Below are 16,679 nucleotides of genomic sequence, written 5' to 3' on the forward strand. Positions count from 1 at the left end.
ATAGAGCTGCCAAAGCATTCATAATGGTGATTGCTGTGCGGAGCCGCCTTCAGTGAGCGGCTGCCCGCGAGATCCAGCGTTCACCTAATGGTCCGGCTGTTGCCACGACTATGGGTGGCGAGCTCCACGGTGACGCGTCCCCCACGTCATTGCCACCGTATATTGCCAAGGCATCTGAAGTGGATGCTGCCTAATTTCGGTGCCGTGATGATGAGAAGGCAGCTGCTGCAAGATGCGTGACCAAAAGGTTTGGCCAAAAAAGGTTTTTGCGTGCGATTGATCAAAACGTATGTGCTGGACAAGATGGAAGCGTGTTTTCGGTGGCCGCAGCGGCATATGCTGTGGATTCTGGCCACTTGTTGGATCACTGCAATCTCCGTGGTGGGTATTTCCAACGCGTACGCGGAAATACCCAAGCAAAAAGGCTGGACGCTGCAATTCAGTGACGACTTTGTCGGGGCGGCGAATCAGCTGCCATCCAGGGCGAAATGGCGCTTCGATACCGGCCACCAGTATCCGGCAGGCCCTCCCAAATGGGGCACGGGCGAGATACAGGCCTACACCGCTGCTCCGGCCAATATTTCCCTGGATGGACACGGCAACCTGCGCATTACGCCACTGCGCGATCATGCCGGCAACTGGACCTCGGCCCGCATCGAAACCAGGAAAGACAACTTCAAGCCGCCAAAGGGTGGTCTGTTGCGCATCGAAGCGCGTATCCAGATGCCAGACGTCAGCGACAAGGCGGCACTGGGCTACTGGCCCGCGTTCTGGGCACTCGGCCATAGCTATCGTCGCAACGGTAAATGGCCGCAGGCTGGTGAATTCGACATCATGGAAAACGTGAACGGCATCGACAGCGTATGGGGCATCCTGCACTGCGGCGTTTACCCCGGAGGTCCTTGCGGCGAGCCTGACGGGCTCGGTCGCCGTGCGGCGTGCGCTCCCGCGACATGCCAGGCCACATTCCATGTCTACGCTTTCGAGTGGGACAACAGCGTATCGCCGGTGCAACTACGCTGGTACGTCGATGGCACGCTCTTTGACCATGTATCGCAAAACCAGCTGCCGGCGGCAACATGGAAGGAAATTACCGGGCAGGGCGGCTACTTTCTTCTACTGAATGTGGCCATGGGTGGCGGATTTTCGTACGCGATGGCCGGCGCTATACCAACGCCGAATGAGACTACCGAGCCAGGGCATCCAATGGTGGTGGATTATGTGGCGGTGTGGACGAGAGCGAGTGCGGCTAAGCACTGATCGCTATCGTGCAGCGCGACTCAATGATGGGCCGTGGTGTTGTCGCTCCGTGAGCTTATTGAAGCCAAGAGCTTTCCCGGGAAACGGCGGATGTACACCGCTTACACCCCGCCATCAATCGTCAAAACCGTCCCCGACGTATACCCGGATAGCGGACTCGCCAGAAATGCCACCGCCGCCGCGATTTCCGCCGGCTTGGCGGGGCGGCCGAACGGCATGGTCTTGAACATTTCGCGCCAGCGTTCGGCGTCGCCCAGTTCACGTTCGGCGTTGGCGCGCTGCATGGTTTCCAGACGTTTGGTTTCGACCGGGCCGGGGTTGATGGCGACCACGCGAATGCCATCGACATGGCTGCCACGCGCCAGCGCTTTGGTGAAAGCCATGAGTGCAGCATTACCCGTGGCGCCAGCGAGATAGCCCGGTGGAAGCCACTGACCGGCAGCGCCGATCACGTTGACGATGACGCCGTGTTTGCGTTTGGCCATCATCGGATAGACGGCCCGGCTGAGCGAGATATAGCCGAATACCTTGAGGTCCCAGGCTTTGCGCCATGCGGCGTCGTCGACCGAAGTCAGCGTGCCGGGCGGAATCGCGCCGGCGTTGTTCACCAAGATATCGACGTTGCCTGCCCAGTCGGCGACAGCGCGAACGGTAGCGTCGGTCGACAGGTCGGCCGCCATGGTTTCCACGTTCACCGGAAATCGAGCTCGTAAAGCCGTAGCAGTCTCTTCTAATGCAGCGGCATCGCGGGCGACCAGTCGGAGGTCGCAGCCTTCGGTCGCCAACAGCTCGGCGATGGCTTGCCCGATCCCTTTGGAGCCACCGGTGATCAGCACGCGTTTGCCGGAAAGTTGCAGGTCCATGTTGTTGCCCTGATAGTCACTCGGAGGGTTAGAGGTATATCAGGACAGCCGTCATCGCCTGGTAAAACAGCGAGGCGCAATCAAATACTGGCTTAGGCCAGGAGCGTCCGGCGAAAGATTCTCAGCCGCGCAGCGTGCGCCCGTAAGCATGGACTTCATCCACCAGTACCTTCACGTGCTCGGGATCGACTTCCGGCGTAATGCCGTGTCCCAGGTTGAACACGTGACCCGGATGATTGCCGTAGCTATCCAGCACGGCGCGCGCCTCATGGCGGATAACCTCCGGGCTGGCGCGCAAAATGGCGGGGTCGAGGTTGCCCTGCAGTGCCACGCGGCCACCGACGGCGGCGCGGGCATCGGCGAGGTCGATGGTCCAATCAACGCCGAGTGCAGTGCAGCCGGTATCAGCGAGTGCGCCGAGGTGCTGGCCAGCGCCTTTGGAGAACAGCACGATCGGCAGATCGCGGCTGTGCGGGCTGGCTTTCAGCACATCGACGACATGAGCCATATAGCGCAGCGAGAATTCGCGGAACGGCGCGGGGCCGAGCAGGCCACCCCAGGTATCGAACACCATCAGCGTCTGTGCGCCGGCGGCGGCCTGGGCGATGAGGTACGCAGCGACGGCTTGCGCGAGAGTATCGAGCAGCCGGTGCGCGAGCCTGGGCTCGTTCCAGCACATCGCCTTGAGGGTGGCGAAATCCTTCGAGCCCGAGCCTTCGACCATGTAGCAGGCCAGTGTCCATGGGCTGCCGGAGAAGCCGATCAGCGGCATGCGGCCGTCGAGCTCCTTGCGGATCAGCCGCACGGCATCCATCACGTAGCGCAGCTCGGCGTCCATGTCGGGCACGGCGAGGGTTTCGACGTCGGCTCGTGTGCGCACGGGATGCGAGAAACGCGGGCCTTCACCTTGCGCAAAGCTCAGGCCCAGTCCCATCGCATCGGGGATGGTGAGGATGTCGGAAAACAGGATCGCCGCGTCGAGTTCGAAGCGCTCCAGCGGCTGCAGGGTAACCTCACAAGCCAGCTCGGGGTTCTGTGCCAGCGCCATGAAGCTGCCGGCGCGGCCGCGGGTAGCGCGATATTCCGGCAGGTAGCGGCCAGCCTGCCGCATCACCCAGATCGGCGTGGTATCGGTAGGTTCACGACGCAGTGCGCGCAGGAAGCGGTCGTTCTTCAGTTCGGTCATGTTAGAGCCTGTGTGCGGTCTCCACGTGGCCCGCGCCGGGAGCGGTTTGCGCCCAGGCCAAGGAAGAAGGAGGGAGTGTACGTCGGTACACGACCGAGTGATGACGCCGGCATGGGTGCAAACCGCTCCCGGCCCCAAGGGTTGAGCTGTCGCACCCGCCCGGCCGCCGCGCACAGCTTGACCTGACCACCAGTCAGGCGCTGCGCCACGCGCAACCACCGGGCGGGTGCGACAACTCAACGCGGACCACATGGAGACCGTACACAGGCTCTTAACGCCCGTACGGGCCTTCCAGGCCTTGCGCAAACATCACGCGAAACCCCCGCTTGAGCTGCGCGTCGCGGGCTTTTTCGAACGCAGCAATGGCCTCGTCACGCTCCAGATACTGCTCGCGCTTGAGCGAGGCGCGACCGCCCTGATTGCCGGATTCGCGGTACAACGTCCAGCCGCCGAGCAGATCCTGCTCCAGCGTGATCTGGACGTAGCGCGGTGCGTCGGAGTTGCCGGGCACGGTTTGCAGATAGAGGCGCATGGTTTCCCGATGAGCAGTACGGCGAGACAGACCGTAAAGCTTCGCATTCTAGAAGGCTGGCGGCTTGGTAGCGAGCGAGTCGATGCGTCAGATCAGCTAATACGGGTGTCTGGCAGGCCAAAGATTGTTGTAGATCGCAATGGCTGACCATAGGCAAGTCAGAACGAGTAGTCCGGTGAGCGCAATCCGATTGGCATGCTGTTCAATGGCTCGACCGCGTGGATAACGCCCGAAAGTGCATGCGAGCAAGGTCACGCGGCCAAGAGTGAACAGTAGGAAATTCCATATCATCCATACAAAGACAAACTTCACGATCGCAGCGATGCCACGGCGATCAGGTCCTTCATGAAATGCCCCGCATCGGTTCGACTTCAGCTGGCGGTGGCTGCATGAAGCGTTGCCAGTACATCGGCTTCGCTCACTCCGGCCACAATCTCCGCCCGTCCCATTCCGCGCCATAGAATCAGCCGCAGCGAACCGGCGGTGTTCTTTTTGTCCAGCCGCATCAGCGCCAGCAACTGCTGCGGGTCCATGCCGGGTGGAATGGCCGTGGGTAGGCCAATGGCGTGCAGCAAGCTGTGCAGGCGAGTGGTGTCGGCCGGATCGCTCATGCCCAGGCGTTCGGACAACTGCGCGGCCAACAGCATGCCTACGGCGACGCCTTCGCCGTGCAGCAGGGTGGTGTAACGGCCGGCAGTTTCCAGTGCGTGGCCGAAGGTGTGACCGAGGTTGAGCAGGGCGCGCTCACCCTGTTCGGTCTCGTCGCGCGCCACCACGCCGGCCTTGTAGCGCACTTTGCGCGCGATGGCCTCCAGCAAGGTGTTGCTGTCGCGGGCAGCGAGCAGATCGGCGTTGTGTTCCAGCCAGTGGAAGAACGGTTCGTCGCCAATCGCCGCGCCTTTCACCACTTCGGCGAGGCCTGCGCGGTATTCGCGATCGGGCAGGGTGATCAGGGTGTCGATATCGGCGAATACCGCGCGCGGCTGATGAAATGCGCCGACCAGATTCTTGCCTGCCGGCAGGTTGACGCCGGTCTTGCCGCCAACCGAGGAATCAACCATGGCCAGCAGCGTCGTCGGCATCTGGATGAAGTCGATGCCGCGCATCCAGCAGGCGGCGGTGAAGCCGGCCATGTCGCCGATCACGCCGCCACCCAGCGCGATGATGCTGGCGTCGCGAGTGGCGCCGAGTTTGGCCAGCGCGTCCAGCGCGAGGCCGACATTGGCGAAGGTCTTGTGTGCCTCGCCGTCCTCCAGCAGTAGGGACGACCACGACAGGCCTTCCAGCCCTTTCGCGACATGATCCAGATACAGCGGCGCGACGGTGGTGTTGCTCATCACCAACACATGGCGGCCACGCAACGCGGCGCGCCAGCGTGCGTGATCGGCCAGCAGGCCGGCGCCGATTTCAACCGGATAGCTGCGTTCGCCGAGTGCGACGGTGATGGTCTGGATGTCGGGGAGATTCATGCGGTCTGCTGGGATGAGGCAAGGGGATGACGCTGCCAATAATGATCGATCAACGCGATGCAGCGTTCGGTCGCGGTGGCCACGCTGCCGTGTTCGCCCGGTACCGCGAGATCGGCGACGTCGCGGTACAGCGGTTCGCGGATCAGCGCCATCGATTGCAGCCGTTCGTGACGATCGGAGACTTCCAGCAGTGGGCGATGGTGGTCGCGTTCCAGGCGCTCCAGCTGCTGCGCGATGCTGGCCTGCAACCACACCACGTAACCGCGGTCGAGCAGGTAGGCGCGATTGTATGCGGCCAGCACGGCGCCAGCGCCAGTGGCCATCAATACACCGTTGCGCTGGCTGCACTCGTCGATGGCCGCGGTTTCGCGCTGGCGAAAGCCCGCCTCGCCCTCGATCTCGAACACGGTGCTCACGTCCACACCGCACTGGTGTTCGATCTCCTGATCGATATCGACGAACGGCAGGCCATAATGCACGGCGAGGCGACGCCCGATGGACGTTTTGCCGGCGCCGGTCGGGCCGACGATGAACAGGTTGCGTGACGGGTTCATGCGCAAATGCTAACAGGGCGCGTACCCGTTGCTGTAGCGAGGCTATGGTGACTGAGGATGATGCATTGAGCGAACGCGTATTGCTGGCGGGCTGTGGCGACGTTGGTTTGCGTGTGGCGCATCGACTGTTGGCGCGTGGCGACGAGGTATGGGCGCTACGTCGCCAACCGCCGGTAGATGACGACAATGGCCTCCATTGGCTGCGCGGTGATCTCACCCATGCCGACAGCCTGCACGTCTTGCCTGTAGGCATCACGCAATTGGTCTATCTGCCGACGCCGGATCGGCGGGATGAAGCGGCCTATCGCGCCACCTTCATCAATGGGCTGCGACATGTGCTGGATGCGCTGAGCGGTGCTGCATTGCAACGTGTGCTGTTTGTCTCCTCCAGCGCGGTCTACGGCGAGCATGGCGGTGACTGGGTGGATGAATCGACGCCTGCGGCACCTTGCGGTTTCAACGGCAAAGTGCTGCTGGATGCGGAGCAGTGGCTGGCGAGCCAATCCGTTACTTCAATCACGTTGCGTCTTGCCGGGCTGTATGGTCCTGGCCAATTGCAGTTGCTCGATCGTCTGCGCACAGAGCAGGTTCGCGTACCGCGCAGGACGAAACATTGGGCCAACCGTATCCATACCGACGATGCGGCATCGGCGATCGTGCATTTGCTGCAACTCGCCGATCCGCTACCGCTATACCTCGGTACCGACGACACGCCGCTGCCACTGGATGTGTTGTACGACGCACTGGCACAACTGATCGGCGTTGATCCGCCGCAGGAAGGACCAACGCCCGCCGGGATCGGCAGCAAGCGACTCAGCAATGCGCGCCTGCGCGGCAGCGGTTTTGCACCGCGCTGGCCGGATTCGCGCGAGGGCTACGCGGCTGTGCTCGATAACTCATTCACTTGACCACAGAGAACACTCATGGCGAACAGCATCATCTGGCCAGCACCAGCAACGAGATCCGCGGCAGTTGTATCGTTCGATCGTTGTCGACCAGCTCAACCGTGGCTGAGTCCGGTCACATGCCGATCGTCGTCGTACTCGACGCAGCTGTCGGCGATTGCCGGCAAGGTCGCGAGAGCATGTCGGCTGAGGCGTTCGTAGTGGGCCAGGAAGCGGACCATCGCCTCGGCATCCATCGCCAGCGGCGCATGGCGCGCCAGCAGATCTTCTTCCTGTTCACTGCGCCAGCGACTCACGATATCCCAGCTCGGCGCCTGCAACACGATCAGTGCATCGAACTTGCGCCATAGCGGCTGATAACCGCGCAGCTGCTTGTTGACCCAGTGGCGCCAGCTGCCGTCGGGATCTTCCTTGCGCTCAAGCTCGTTGACCGGGTCGGCAAGGGCGGCTTCGGTTTCCGGACGAATGCCCAATGCCCACCCTTCCACGATGACGAGCTTCGGCGGTCGGGTCGAACGTGGCCAGCGCGAGGGGGGAATGCGCGTATCGCGACCTTTGTCGAATCGCGGGTGTGCCACCGGCAACTTGTCCGATGCCTTGGGCAGCGCGGCCAGCACAGACAGCATCAGCTCGATCTCATGCGTGCCTGGCACGCCGCGGGTGCGCAGCAGCGGGTGGATCTGGTGAGCCAGTGCCTCGCGGTCGCTGCGCGAGTAATAGAAATCATCAAGTGATAGCACGTCGGTATGCCAGCCGCGCGCTTCGGCCTGCGCCTTCATCACCCTCGCCAGCGTGCTCTTGCCGCTGCCCTGCAGGCCGGACAGGCCCAGAATATAAGGCCGGCGCGAGCGGGCGATGCGGCCGGCATACTGATCCAGCAGGTGGCCGGCAAGAGCCTCGTTCTGCGCGCTGGCCTGGGCCGTCATGGCGAACGACCCAGGCAGCAGCCAAGGACTGCGCGATGCAAAGCCGTGTCGCAGCAGTGCGCCATCACGCCACATGCATGGGCGTTACGGGATAGATGCGGCATTGCACTATCATCGGTCGTGTTCATCCGCGCCATGATGGCGCGTGTTGGCCTCGATGCAAAAGGAAAGTTTTTACCGCCATGCTCAACCCCGAAATTCTTAATACTTTTGTACAGCTGCTGGACGAAGCCAAGGCCAGCGGTGAACTCGAGCCGACGGCGATGAACCTGGCCACCGTGGACGGTTCTGGCCGGGTGGCCTCGCGTATCGTGCTGCTCAAGGGCGTCGATGAGCGCGGCTTCCGCTTCCACAGCAATTACCAGAGCGACAAGGGCAGCCAGCTCGACCTGCATCCACAGGTCGCGCTGTGCTTCCACTGGAAGCAGCTGCGCCATGGCGTGCAGGTGCGTGTGGAGGGTGTCGCGCGCAAGCTGCAGGCTGCCGAATCCGACGCGTATTTCGCCGGCCGGCCGCGCGGCAGCCAGATCGGCGCGTGGGCCTCGCAGCAATCGCAGACATTGCCCGATCGTGAAACCTTCGAGCAACGCGTGGCGAAGTACGAGCAGGAATTCGAAGGCCGCGATGTCACACGTCCGCCGCATTGGGGCGGCTTTCTGGTTGAGCCTGACACGGTCGAGTTCTGGTACGGCGCTGAGTTCCGCCTGCACGAACGCGTGCGTTGGAACCGCCACGGCCAGACCTGGACCAGCCGGTTGCTTTATCCATGAATCGCGCGATGTCCGCCGAGCAGGTCGCACAGGACAGCTTCGCGGTGCACACGCACGGCCGCGGCTTCAGCGACATCACGGCACGGGTGGATAATCTCGTGTCAGCCAGCCACGTGCAGACCGGCATCGCGAATATCTTTACCGCGCACACCAGTTGTTCGCTGCTGATCAGCGAAAACGCCGATCCCGCCGTTCGCCGCGATCTGGAGCGGTGGTTCGCTCGCGCTGTACCCGATGGCGATGCGATCTTTGAGCACGACGCGGAGGGTCCGGACGATATGCCGTCGCATATCCGTGCCACTTTGACCGGCGTCACGCTCACGGTGCCGGTGCATGGCGGCAAGTTGCAGCTGGGCACATGGCAGGGCATTTTTCTGTGGGAACACCGCACCGATCCGCACCAGCGCAAGGTCATGGTGACGGTACTTGGTCAATGAGCGTTGGACGCGTCGCGCGTGACTGATAGCAAGCCGTTGGATCATTATCCGCAACGCATCGTCTGCCTTACCGAGGAGCCGACCGAAGTGCTGTACGCGCTCGGTGAGGAACACCGCATTGTCGGCATCTCCGGCTTCACCGTGAGGCCATCGCGGGCGCGCAAGGAAAAGCCGAAAGTCTCCGCCTTCACCAGCGCCAAGATCGGCGAAATCATGAAGCTCGAACCCGATCTGGCCATCGGTTTCTCCGATATCCAGGCCGATATCGCGCGTGAGCTGATCAAGTGCGGCGTCGAGGTGTGGATCAGCAATCATCGCAGCGTCGACGGCATCCTCGCCTATATCCGCCGGCTCGGCGCGATGGTTGGTACGAGCGAAAAAGCGGAAGTCTACGCGCAACGCGCCGAGCAGCACATCGCTGATATCCGTGCGGCGGTTGCGAAGCTGCCACGCCGGCCGAAAGTCTATTTCGAGGAATGGGACGAGCCGATCATCACCGGTATCCGCTGGGTCGCCGAAATCATCGGCATCGCCGGCGGCGACGACTGCTTCCCCGAACTCGCGCGCGAACCGCTGGCCAAGCAACGCATTCTGGCCAATGGCGATGAAGTGATCCGGCGCGCGCCGGACGTCATTCTGGGCTCATGGTGCGGCAAGCGGTTCCGGCCTGAGAAGGTGGCTGCGAGGCATGGTTGGGAAACCATTCCTGCGGTGATCCACGGTGATCTCTACGAAATCAAATCACCGATCATTTTGCAGCCGGGGCCAGCAGCATTGTTTGATGGGTTGGATGCGATTCATCGGATTGTGAGGGAGTGGGCGCTGCGCTAAATCGGCTCTTTGTGATTGTTGGGGAAGGTGCGGTTAGTTGTATTGCATCGTGCGATGCCGATTATTGGCGGCGATAGTCGTGGTGACTTATGCAATCGTGTTCGCCTGCCGCGGGCTTTCGTCCGCCACCGGCGGCCGAGTCACTTTTCTTTGGCCACGCAAAGAGAAGTAACTCGCCCTCCGAAGGAGGACGAAAGCTCTGTTTCTAAAACATCGAAAAATCAGCCAGTCAAGGCCAACCTAGTCCCCAAATCCAACAACGGCGCCGCTATCAAAATGCGCGCCAGCAATAATCCCACCATCACCACCGTCGGCGAAAAATCAATATTTCCCACCGTGAGCTTCCCACGCAATGGCCGCAGCAGCGGCTCAACGATAGAGCCCGCCAGACGCAGTACCGGCTGCCGCCGATCCACGGCCAGCATGCTCATCAGCGACCACGCAAAAATCAGCACCAGATAAAACAGCAGCACAAAGTCGAGCAGTTCGGCGAACGCCAATACCACTAGGCCGAGAGCATGCGGCATCACACCGATCAGCAGAAACAGCACCAGTCGTTTCAGCAGCATGACCAGCCATGCGAGCAGCAGTGCCGCGAGGTTGATGCGACGCCAGTTGGGCAGTACCCGCCGCACGGGTGCCAGCACAGGATTGGTATAGCGGTAGACGAACTGGCTCAGCGGGTTGTTGAAATCGGCGCGGCAGGCTTCGGCAAGCAGGCGCACGATCAATAGGGTGATGACGGCGTCGAAAGCGAGCTCGATCAGCAGAGATATGGCATTTAGCAGATAGCTCACGAGATGGTATCCAGACTGGCGGCGAGTTCGACGCCGCGATGGGTGGCGGCTGCAACGGCGCGCGCAACGATGCGTGGGAGTTCGTCAGCGCTGAAGCTTTCGAGCGCAGCTTGCGTCGTGCCATTGGGTGAGGTGACGCGTTGACGCAGCACGCCGGGATCTTCGCCACCTTCGACCAGCATGCGGCCTGCACCCAGGCAGGTTTGTGCGGCTAGGGCGCGGGCGGTATCGCGCGGCAGGCCTTGTGCAACGGCAGCGGCTTCGAGCGCTTCGACCAGCATGAAAAAATACGCCGGGCCGGAGCCCGATAGCGCGGTGACGGTATCCATCAGCGTTTCATCGTCGATCCAGCGAGTGAGACCGGCAGCATCGAGAATGTGCTGTGCCTGCGCTTTTTGCGCCGGGCTCACCCGATGGTTGGCGCAAAGGCCGGTGGCGCCCGCACCGATCAGCGCAGGGGTGTTGGGCATGCAGCGCACGATCGGGAGGCCAGCACCGAACCAGCGCTCAAGCTGATCCAGCCGCACGCCCGCGGCGATCGAGATCAGCAGCGGTCGGTTGCGTTGCAGGGTGTCGCGCAGATCGGTGTGGATCGCGGGCATGATCTGAGGCTTCACGGCCAGCACGATGACTTCGGCGTCGGCCGCGGCGAGGCGGTTTTCGGCGTAGCAGGCGACGCCGAATTCGCGGCCCAGTGCGTGGCGCGCTTCGGCCAGCGGTTCAGCCACGCTGATGGTCGCTGCGGGCATACCGGTTTTCAGCAGGCCGCCGATCAGGCTGCGCGCCATGTTGCCACCGCCGATAAAGGCAAGTCGTGCCATGCAAGGTTCCTCAAAGGCCGAATGTCGAGGCCGCTACCTTACCGGAGGCGGGGGTTCGGCGATGCTGCCTTGTCGTCACAGCCGCACAGAATGGAGGCTGCCAGCAGGTCGACGTTGCCTCGCTTATGGCGGTGACTCCTGTTTTGCGAGGCAGCGCACAGGCTGCCGGGATTTTATGCTTTTGCGGTGGGAAAAGACTGGCTGCACAGCCTGTTGCGCGAGTAGTATCGAAGCGACTGCAGGGGGATTCGGGGTTCTTCGCTTACAGATGCAAGGGGGCGCGCGCAACGCGCGACAGCACCTTATCCGTGCGATTATCGTCGGCATTCGCGATGGCATATCTGCATTCACGCCATAAAACTCAAGCCATCCAGACGATGGGTTCAGGGGAAAACATAGATGGATATTGCCGAACTGCTTGCCTTCTCGGTAAAGAACAAGGCCTCGGACTTGCATTTGTCCGCCGGGCTGCCACCGATGATCCGCGTCGATGGCGACGTGCGCCGCATCAACATTCCCGCGCTGGAACACAAGCAGGTGCATGCGCTGGTCTACGACATCATGTCGGACAAGCAGCGCCGTGATTACGAGGAATTCTACGAGACCGACTTCTCGTTCGAGATTCCGGGGCTGGCGCGTTTCCGCGTCAACGCGTTCAATCAGAACCGTGGCGCCGGTGCGGTGTTCCGTACCATTCCGTCGGAAGTGCTGACGCTGGAAGACCTGGGTTGCCCGCGCATTTTCAAGGAGCTGATCGAGCAGCCACAGGGCCTGATCCTGGTGACCGGCCCGACCGGTTCAGGCAAGTCGACCACGCTGGCCGCGATGGTCGATCACATCAACAAGAACGAATACGGTCATATGCTGACGGTCGAGGACCCGATCGAATTCGTGCATACCTCGCAGAAGTGTCTGGTCAACCAGCGCGAGGTGCATCGCGACACGCTGGGCTTCAACGAGGCGCTGCGTTCGGCGCTGCGCGAGGATCCCGACTACATCCTGGTCGGCGAGTTGCGCGATCTGGAAACCATTCGACTGGCGCTGACGGCGGCGGAAACCGGCCATCTGGTGTTCGGTACCGTGCATACCAGCTCAGCGGCCAAAACCATCGACCGTATCATCGACGTCTTCCCGGCAGGTGAAAAGCCGATGGTGCGCTCGATGCTGTCCGAATCCTTGCGCGCGGTGGTTTCGCAGTCGCTGCTGAAAAAGGTCGGCGGCGGTCGCATCGCGGCGCACGAAATCATGGTTGGCATTCCGGCCATCCGTAACCTGATCCGCGAGGACAAAGTGGCGCAGATGTATTCGGCGATCCAGACGGGTCAGCAGTTCGGCATGCAGACGCTGGATCAGACGCTGCTGGACCTGGTCAAGCGTGGATTGGTAACGCGCCAGGAAGCATCGACGTATGCCAAGAACAAGGATTCTTTCAAGTGAGAGCGGGAGCAGGGAATAGTAAGCATGGATCGGCTGAAATATACCGGGTTCCGGCTTTGGCTCTTGTTTCCGGCTCCTTAGTATCCCGTTTCCTTTTCTGCGGAGTCTCGCCATGAGCGATTTTGATTTCACCTCGTTTCTGAAGTTGATGGTGCACAAGAAGGCATCCGATCTCTTCATCACGGCTGGTGTGGCGCCGTCGATGAAAGTGCAGGGCCGCATCGTGCCGATCACCCAGAGCCCGCTCAGTGTGCAACAGTCGCGCGACATGGTGCTGAACGTCATGACGCCAGCGCAGCGTGAGGAGTTCGAGAAAACCCACGAGTGCCAGTTCGCGATTTCCGCACAAGGCGTGGGGCGTTTCCGCGTGTCGTGCTTTTACCAGCGCAACTGCGTGGGCATGGTGCTGCGCCGGATCGAGTCGAAAATTCCAACGCCGGAAGAGCTGACCCTGCCGCCGGTGATCAAGCAGCTGGCAATGACCAAGCGCGGCATCATCATCTTCGTTGGCGCCACCGGCAGTGGCAAATCGACGTCGCTGGCATCGATGATCGGTTACCGCAATCAGAATTCGACTGGCCATATCATCACCATCGAGGATCCGATCGAGTACGTACACAAGCACGAGGGCTGCATCATCACGCAGCGCGAACTCGGCATCGACACCGACAGCTGGGAAAACGCGCTGAAGAATACCCTGCGCCAGGCACCCGACGTGATCATGATCGGCGAGGTGCGCACGCGCGAGACGATGGAACACGCGATCAACTTTTCCGAGACAGGCCATCTTTGCCTGTGCACGTTGCACGCGAACAATGCCAACCAGGCGATGGACCGCATCCTGCACTTCTTCCCCGAGGATCGTCGCGAGCAGCTGCTGATGGATCTCTCGCTGAACCTGAAGGGCATCGTGGCGCAGATGCTGATTCCCACGCCGGATGGCAAGGCACGCCGGGTTGCGGTGGAAGTATTGCTAGGCACGCCGCTGGTGCAGGATTACATCCGTCAGGGCGATATCCACAAGCTCAAGGAAGTGATGAAGGAGTCGACTTTGCTCGGCATGAAAACGTTCGATCAAAGCCTGGTCGAGCTGTATCACGCTGGCGAGATTTCCTACGAAGACGCGCTGCGCTACGCCGACAGCTCCAACGAAGTGCGCCTGCGAATCAAGCTGGCGCAGGGTGGCGACGCACATACCCTGTCGCAGGGACTTGACGGCGTTGAGTTGGAAGAAACGCGTGATTCACACGGGTTCGGCGGTGGAAGCAATCTGCTCAATCGCTGATTTCGCCTTGGCGCTCAAGCAACGGAAAAAGGAGCCAGAAGGCTCCTTTTTCCGTTGCTATCGCATTACGAGCAATGCGGGATCAGCCTGTTACATGCCGGAGCTGGAGCCCGATGCCGGTGCAGCGCTGACGGTCAGGCCGGAAGCATCAACACTCTTCACGCCCTTCACTTTCTTGGTCACGCGAATCACGTGCGACTTCTCGTGGGCGTTGGTAGCCGTGCCAGTCAAAGTAACGGCGCCTTCTACCGTGGTAACCGAGATATCGGTGGACTTGATGCCCTTGGTGGTGGCCAGTACGGACTTGATCTTGGTGGTGATCAGGCCATCAGCTGCCTTTTCCGGAACGGTCTGGTTGGAAGTCGCTGAATCCTGGGCCATGACTTGGCTAAACGGAACAGCTGCGAAGGCGACCATCAGGCCGGCGGCAATGACGCTGTTGCGAATCAGTGAACGTGTACGCATGGCTATCTCCTTGGTGATGGAAAGCTGTCGGTAGCGACAGTTGGATGCCGTTGCTGCCGGCTTCCGTGCTGCATATGGCAACAGCCGATGCGTGAAAATTGTGTGGCGATCCGGTGCTTCGGTTCAGCAAGTGACGATGCATGCAAGGCGGGCCTCACAGGGAACCGGCAGATTTGCAGACGGCTTTAGTAAGTCAATCGCGAGTTCAAAAAAAACCGGAGCGCATTGGCACTCCGGCTTTATGAGCGGTGTTGCACCCTGCGGCCACCAATGTAGATGGCCGCAAGAGGATGTGGCTTTTACTTCAACGTGGTCTGGCTGGTGATCACCATGCCGTCGGCCTCAACGTGCGTTTCCGCATCGATGCTGTTGACGCGGGCGGCCTGTGCCTTCATTGCGGCGAACTGCGCTTTTGAACGTGCGGCATCGGCGGCTATCTGAGTGGCGTCTTCAGGGCTGCTGTCTGCGGCATCGATTGACGGATCATCGCTCTTGCCCAGCGCAGCTGCAGTGGCGGAAAGGCTGTCCGCCTTCGCTTCCATCAGCTGTAGCCAGGTCATGTACATTGCGCCGCTAAGATGCATGCGGCCGGTGCGCCCGGTGTCGCCCGTGGGCGCCTTGAGCGTGTCGGCAAGCTGTGCATCTTCACCCGCACCCACGCCAATCGCGATGGCTTTGTCGCCGAGTGCAATCCACATCGGCTGTCCAAGCATGCTGGCCATATCCTTAGGCAGTGGTACTGGCGGTCCGTTGGGTGTGAGTTTGAGCTGGGCCAACGCCGGCACCATCATTTGGCTCATCGCCAGCAGACCGGTGGGGTTATTGCTGCCCAGCACGACACGGCCGGTGAAGGTCGGCATGCCGGTAGCGTCCTTGGCCGGCACCAGCGTGTCCAGCACGATGCGCAGGCCGAGCATGTCGCCGAACGGTGGAATCGCCGCCTTCTGCATGGCCGGGCCGAGCTTGGCGAAACCGTCGTTGAGATCGGTTAGTGCGGGACAGGTGAATGGATGAGCCGTGACGGCGTCGGCTTGAGCCGACCAGAATGTGCGCAATTGTGCGATCGGCAGTGCAATGCTGACGTCGAATGGCGCGGTCCCGGCGCTGCCCAGACCAGGTAGTTCCACCTTCAATCCGGAGAACGCCTTGCTGATGTCGTCAGCTAGCGCGATATCGAAGCGCACGTTCTGGTGTCCGGTATCCAGCTGGGTGTATCCGAAGCTGACGGCTGGCACGCGTGCGGCGATGCGGGCTGCTTCGGGTGCGCAGCTGGGCGAGGTCTGCAGCTGGTTGGCCACCGGCTCGCCGGTTTTGGCCGATTCAGCAGCGGCGTGTGCCTTGATGATCGAGGCGAACAATGGATCGGTGCCGCTGATCGCCATCGGCAGTGCGCGGGTCAGGTCGAGGTCGCCGACCACCCAGTTCTGATAACCCTTGGCCTTGGCCAGGGTCGCCAGTCGGCCGTCATCCTGCAGGCTCTTCTCCGGTCGGTCGAGGCCAAGCGCCTGACGCAGTAGCGCTGGCGATGCATCCGCCGGCAGCAGTGAGAGCACGGCCTGCTTGCCGACCATCGCGATAATGGCCTGCGTGCCTGAAGCCGCAAAGGTGTATTTGCGATAGCTCTGCGCACCGAGACTGACGACATCGAGCTTCTTGCCATACGCGGTTTCCAATCGTCCGATAAAACCATCGAAGGCTTTCGGGTCGCTCAGGCCGATGCGCAATACCGGCGCCAGGCCCAGGCCATACAGAGCGGAATAACCCTTCAGGTCGAGGCCGGCATTCTGGGCGAAGGTTTCGATCGTCTTGCCGTTGAATTCGGCGACCAGCGCGTGCATCAGGCGCGCGCCATCCGGATCTTTCTGGGCCATCTGGTCGGCCGTGGCATTGAGCTGAGCCAGCTGCGAAGGCAGTTGCGTATCGGCTTGGGTCAGCAGTGCCTTGCGCGTGTCGTCGTCCAGCACATCCAGATTGGCTACCACGTAAGGCGTATCGGCCGGCACGAAAGCCAGCGGAGCGTCCTTGTCCTTGTGTCCGCAAGCTGCCAGCACGAAGCTAGTCAAGCCCAGCGCCATGAAGCGCGTCGTCGATCGCATGATGATCCCCAGAGTTTATGAGTGCTGCGGGGATATTATGCCGCT

The 16,679-nt window shown here is 61.5% G+C and carries 17 protein-coding genes; 7 read left to right on the top strand and 10 right to left on the bottom strand.

Annotated features, from left to right (window positions below; translation table 11 throughout):
- Positions 1 to 270: 270 nt before the first annotated feature.
- On the top strand, positions 271 to 1,260 hold the full coding sequence (locus tag HDE80_RS01995; protein WP_345776393.1) for a glycoside hydrolase family 16 protein: 990 nt from the start codon (positions 271 to 273) through the stop codon (positions 1,258 to 1,260).
- Between the two features lie 101 nt (positions 1,261 to 1,361).
- Here the strand turns inward: HDE80_RS01995 and HDE80_RS02000 are convergent, their stop codons facing one another.
- From HDE80_RS02000 to HDE80_RS02020, 5 genes are all read right to left on the bottom strand, one after another.
- Positions 1,362 to 2,123 (bottom strand): short-chain dehydrogenase/reductase, encoded by a 762-nt coding sequence (locus HDE80_RS02000; protein WP_184667365.1) that lies wholly within the window; start codon positions 2,121 to 2,123, stop codon positions 1,362 to 1,364.
- A 121-nt stretch (positions 2,124 to 2,244) separates the two neighbouring features.
- Positions 2,245 to 3,309, bottom strand: coding sequence for a uroporphyrinogen decarboxylase (hemE, locus tag HDE80_RS02005; protein WP_184667367.1), 1,065 nt, complete (start codon positions 3,307 to 3,309; stop codon positions 2,245 to 2,247).
- Positions 3,310 to 3,580: 271 nt separating this feature from the next.
- Positions 3,581 to 3,841, bottom strand: coding sequence for a WGR domain-containing protein (locus HDE80_RS02010; RefSeq protein WP_184602072.1), 261 nt, complete (start codon positions 3,839 to 3,841; stop codon positions 3,581 to 3,583).
- Positions 3,842 to 4,212: 371 nt separating this feature from the next.
- Positions 4,213 to 5,310 carry a 3-dehydroquinate synthase gene (gene aroB / locus HDE80_RS02015; protein WP_184667369.1) on the bottom strand — a complete coding sequence of 366 codons (1,098 nt, stop codon included), beginning with the start codon at positions 5,308 to 5,310 and terminating at the stop codon, positions 4,213 to 4,215.
- Positions 5,307 to 5,864 (bottom strand): shikimate kinase, encoded by a 558-nt coding sequence (locus HDE80_RS02020; RefSeq protein ID WP_184602075.1) that lies wholly within the window; start codon positions 5,862 to 5,864, stop codon positions 5,307 to 5,309. The genes aroB and HDE80_RS02020 overlap by 4 nt, the downstream gene beginning before the upstream one ends.
- Positions 5,865 to 5,929: 65 nt before the next feature.
- Here HDE80_RS02020 and HDE80_RS02025 point away from each other — a divergent pair, with 65 nt between their 5' ends.
- Complete coding sequence (locus HDE80_RS02025) at positions 5,930 to 6,772, top strand: SDR family oxidoreductase (RefSeq protein ID WP_184667785.1); 843 nt, start codon at positions 5,930 to 5,932, stop codon at positions 6,770 to 6,772.
- A gap of 92 nt (positions 6,773 to 6,864) precedes the next feature.
- Here HDE80_RS02025 and HDE80_RS02030 read toward each other — a convergent pair whose 3' ends face one another.
- Positions 6,865 to 7,695: a kinase gene (locus HDE80_RS02030; RefSeq protein WP_184667371.1), complete on the bottom strand. Its 831-nt coding sequence runs from the start codon at positions 7,693 to 7,695 to the stop codon at positions 6,865 to 6,867.
- Positions 7,696 to 7,877: 182 nt separating this feature from the next.
- Here HDE80_RS02030 and pdxH point away from each other — a divergent pair, with 182 nt between their 5' ends.
- The 3 genes from pdxH to HDE80_RS02045 are packed head-to-tail and all read left to right on the top strand — an operon-like array spanning position 7,878 to position 9,733.
- Positions 7,878 to 8,465, top strand: coding sequence for a pyridoxamine 5'-phosphate oxidase (gene pdxH, locus HDE80_RS02035; protein WP_184667373.1), 588 nt, complete (start codon positions 7,878 to 7,880; stop codon positions 8,463 to 8,465).
- Positions 8,462 to 8,902 carry a secondary thiamine-phosphate synthase enzyme YjbQ gene (locus tag HDE80_RS02040; RefSeq protein ID WP_184602079.1) on the top strand — a complete coding sequence of 147 codons (441 nt, stop codon included), beginning with the start codon at positions 8,462 to 8,464 and terminating at the stop codon, positions 8,900 to 8,902. Before pdxH ends, HDE80_RS02040 begins: the two co-directional genes overlap by 4 nt.
- 18 nt (positions 8,903 to 8,920) lie before the next feature.
- A complete protein-coding gene (locus HDE80_RS02045) occupies positions 8,921 to 9,733 on the top strand; it encodes a cobalamin-binding protein (RefSeq protein ID WP_184667375.1) in 813 nt (270 codons plus the stop codon).
- A 221-nt stretch (positions 9,734 to 9,954) separates the two neighbouring features.
- Here the strand turns inward: HDE80_RS02045 and HDE80_RS02050 are convergent, their stop codons facing one another.
- The gene (locus HDE80_RS02050) at positions 9,955 to 10,530 is read right to left on the bottom strand and encodes a YggT family protein (RefSeq protein ID WP_184667377.1); all 576 of its coding nucleotides are present in this window, start codon (positions 10,528 to 10,530) and stop codon (positions 9,955 to 9,957) included.
- Complete coding sequence (proC, locus tag HDE80_RS02055; RefSeq protein ID WP_184667379.1) at positions 10,527 to 11,351, bottom strand: pyrroline-5-carboxylate reductase; 825 nt, start codon at positions 11,349 to 11,351, stop codon at positions 10,527 to 10,529. Before proC ends, HDE80_RS02050 begins: the two co-directional genes overlap by 4 nt.
- A gap of 399 nt (positions 11,352 to 11,750) precedes the next feature.
- Here proC and HDE80_RS02060 point away from each other — a divergent pair, with 399 nt between their 5' ends.
- Together HDE80_RS02060 and HDE80_RS02065 are read left to right on the top strand one after the other, a co-directional pair.
- The gene (locus tag HDE80_RS02060) at positions 11,751 to 12,788 is read left to right on the top strand and encodes a type IV pilus twitching motility protein PilT (protein WP_184601587.1); all 1,038 of its coding nucleotides are present in this window, start codon (positions 11,751 to 11,753) and stop codon (positions 12,786 to 12,788) included.
- A 112-nt stretch (positions 12,789 to 12,900) separates the two neighbouring features.
- Positions 12,901 to 14,073, top strand: coding sequence for a PilT/PilU family type 4a pilus ATPase (locus HDE80_RS02065; protein ID WP_184601586.1), 1,173 nt, complete (start codon positions 12,901 to 12,903; stop codon positions 14,071 to 14,073).
- Between the two features lie 90 nt (positions 14,074 to 14,163).
- Here HDE80_RS02065 and HDE80_RS02070 read toward each other — a convergent pair whose 3' ends face one another.
- On the bottom strand, positions 14,164 to 14,538 hold the full coding sequence (locus HDE80_RS02070) for a BON domain-containing protein (RefSeq protein ID WP_184601585.1): 375 nt from the start codon (positions 14,536 to 14,538) through the stop codon (positions 14,164 to 14,166).
- A gap of 299 nt (positions 14,539 to 14,837) precedes the next feature.
- A complete protein-coding gene (locus HDE80_RS02075; protein WP_184667381.1) occupies positions 14,838 to 16,634 on the bottom strand; it encodes a hypothetical protein in 1,797 nt (598 codons plus the stop codon).
- Between the last annotated feature and the right edge of the window lie 45 nt (positions 16,635 to 16,679).

Source organism: Rhodanobacter sp. A1T4 (genome assembly GCF_014207185.1).
Lineage (GTDB): Bacteria > Pseudomonadota > Gammaproteobacteria > Xanthomonadales > Rhodanobacteraceae > Rhodanobacter.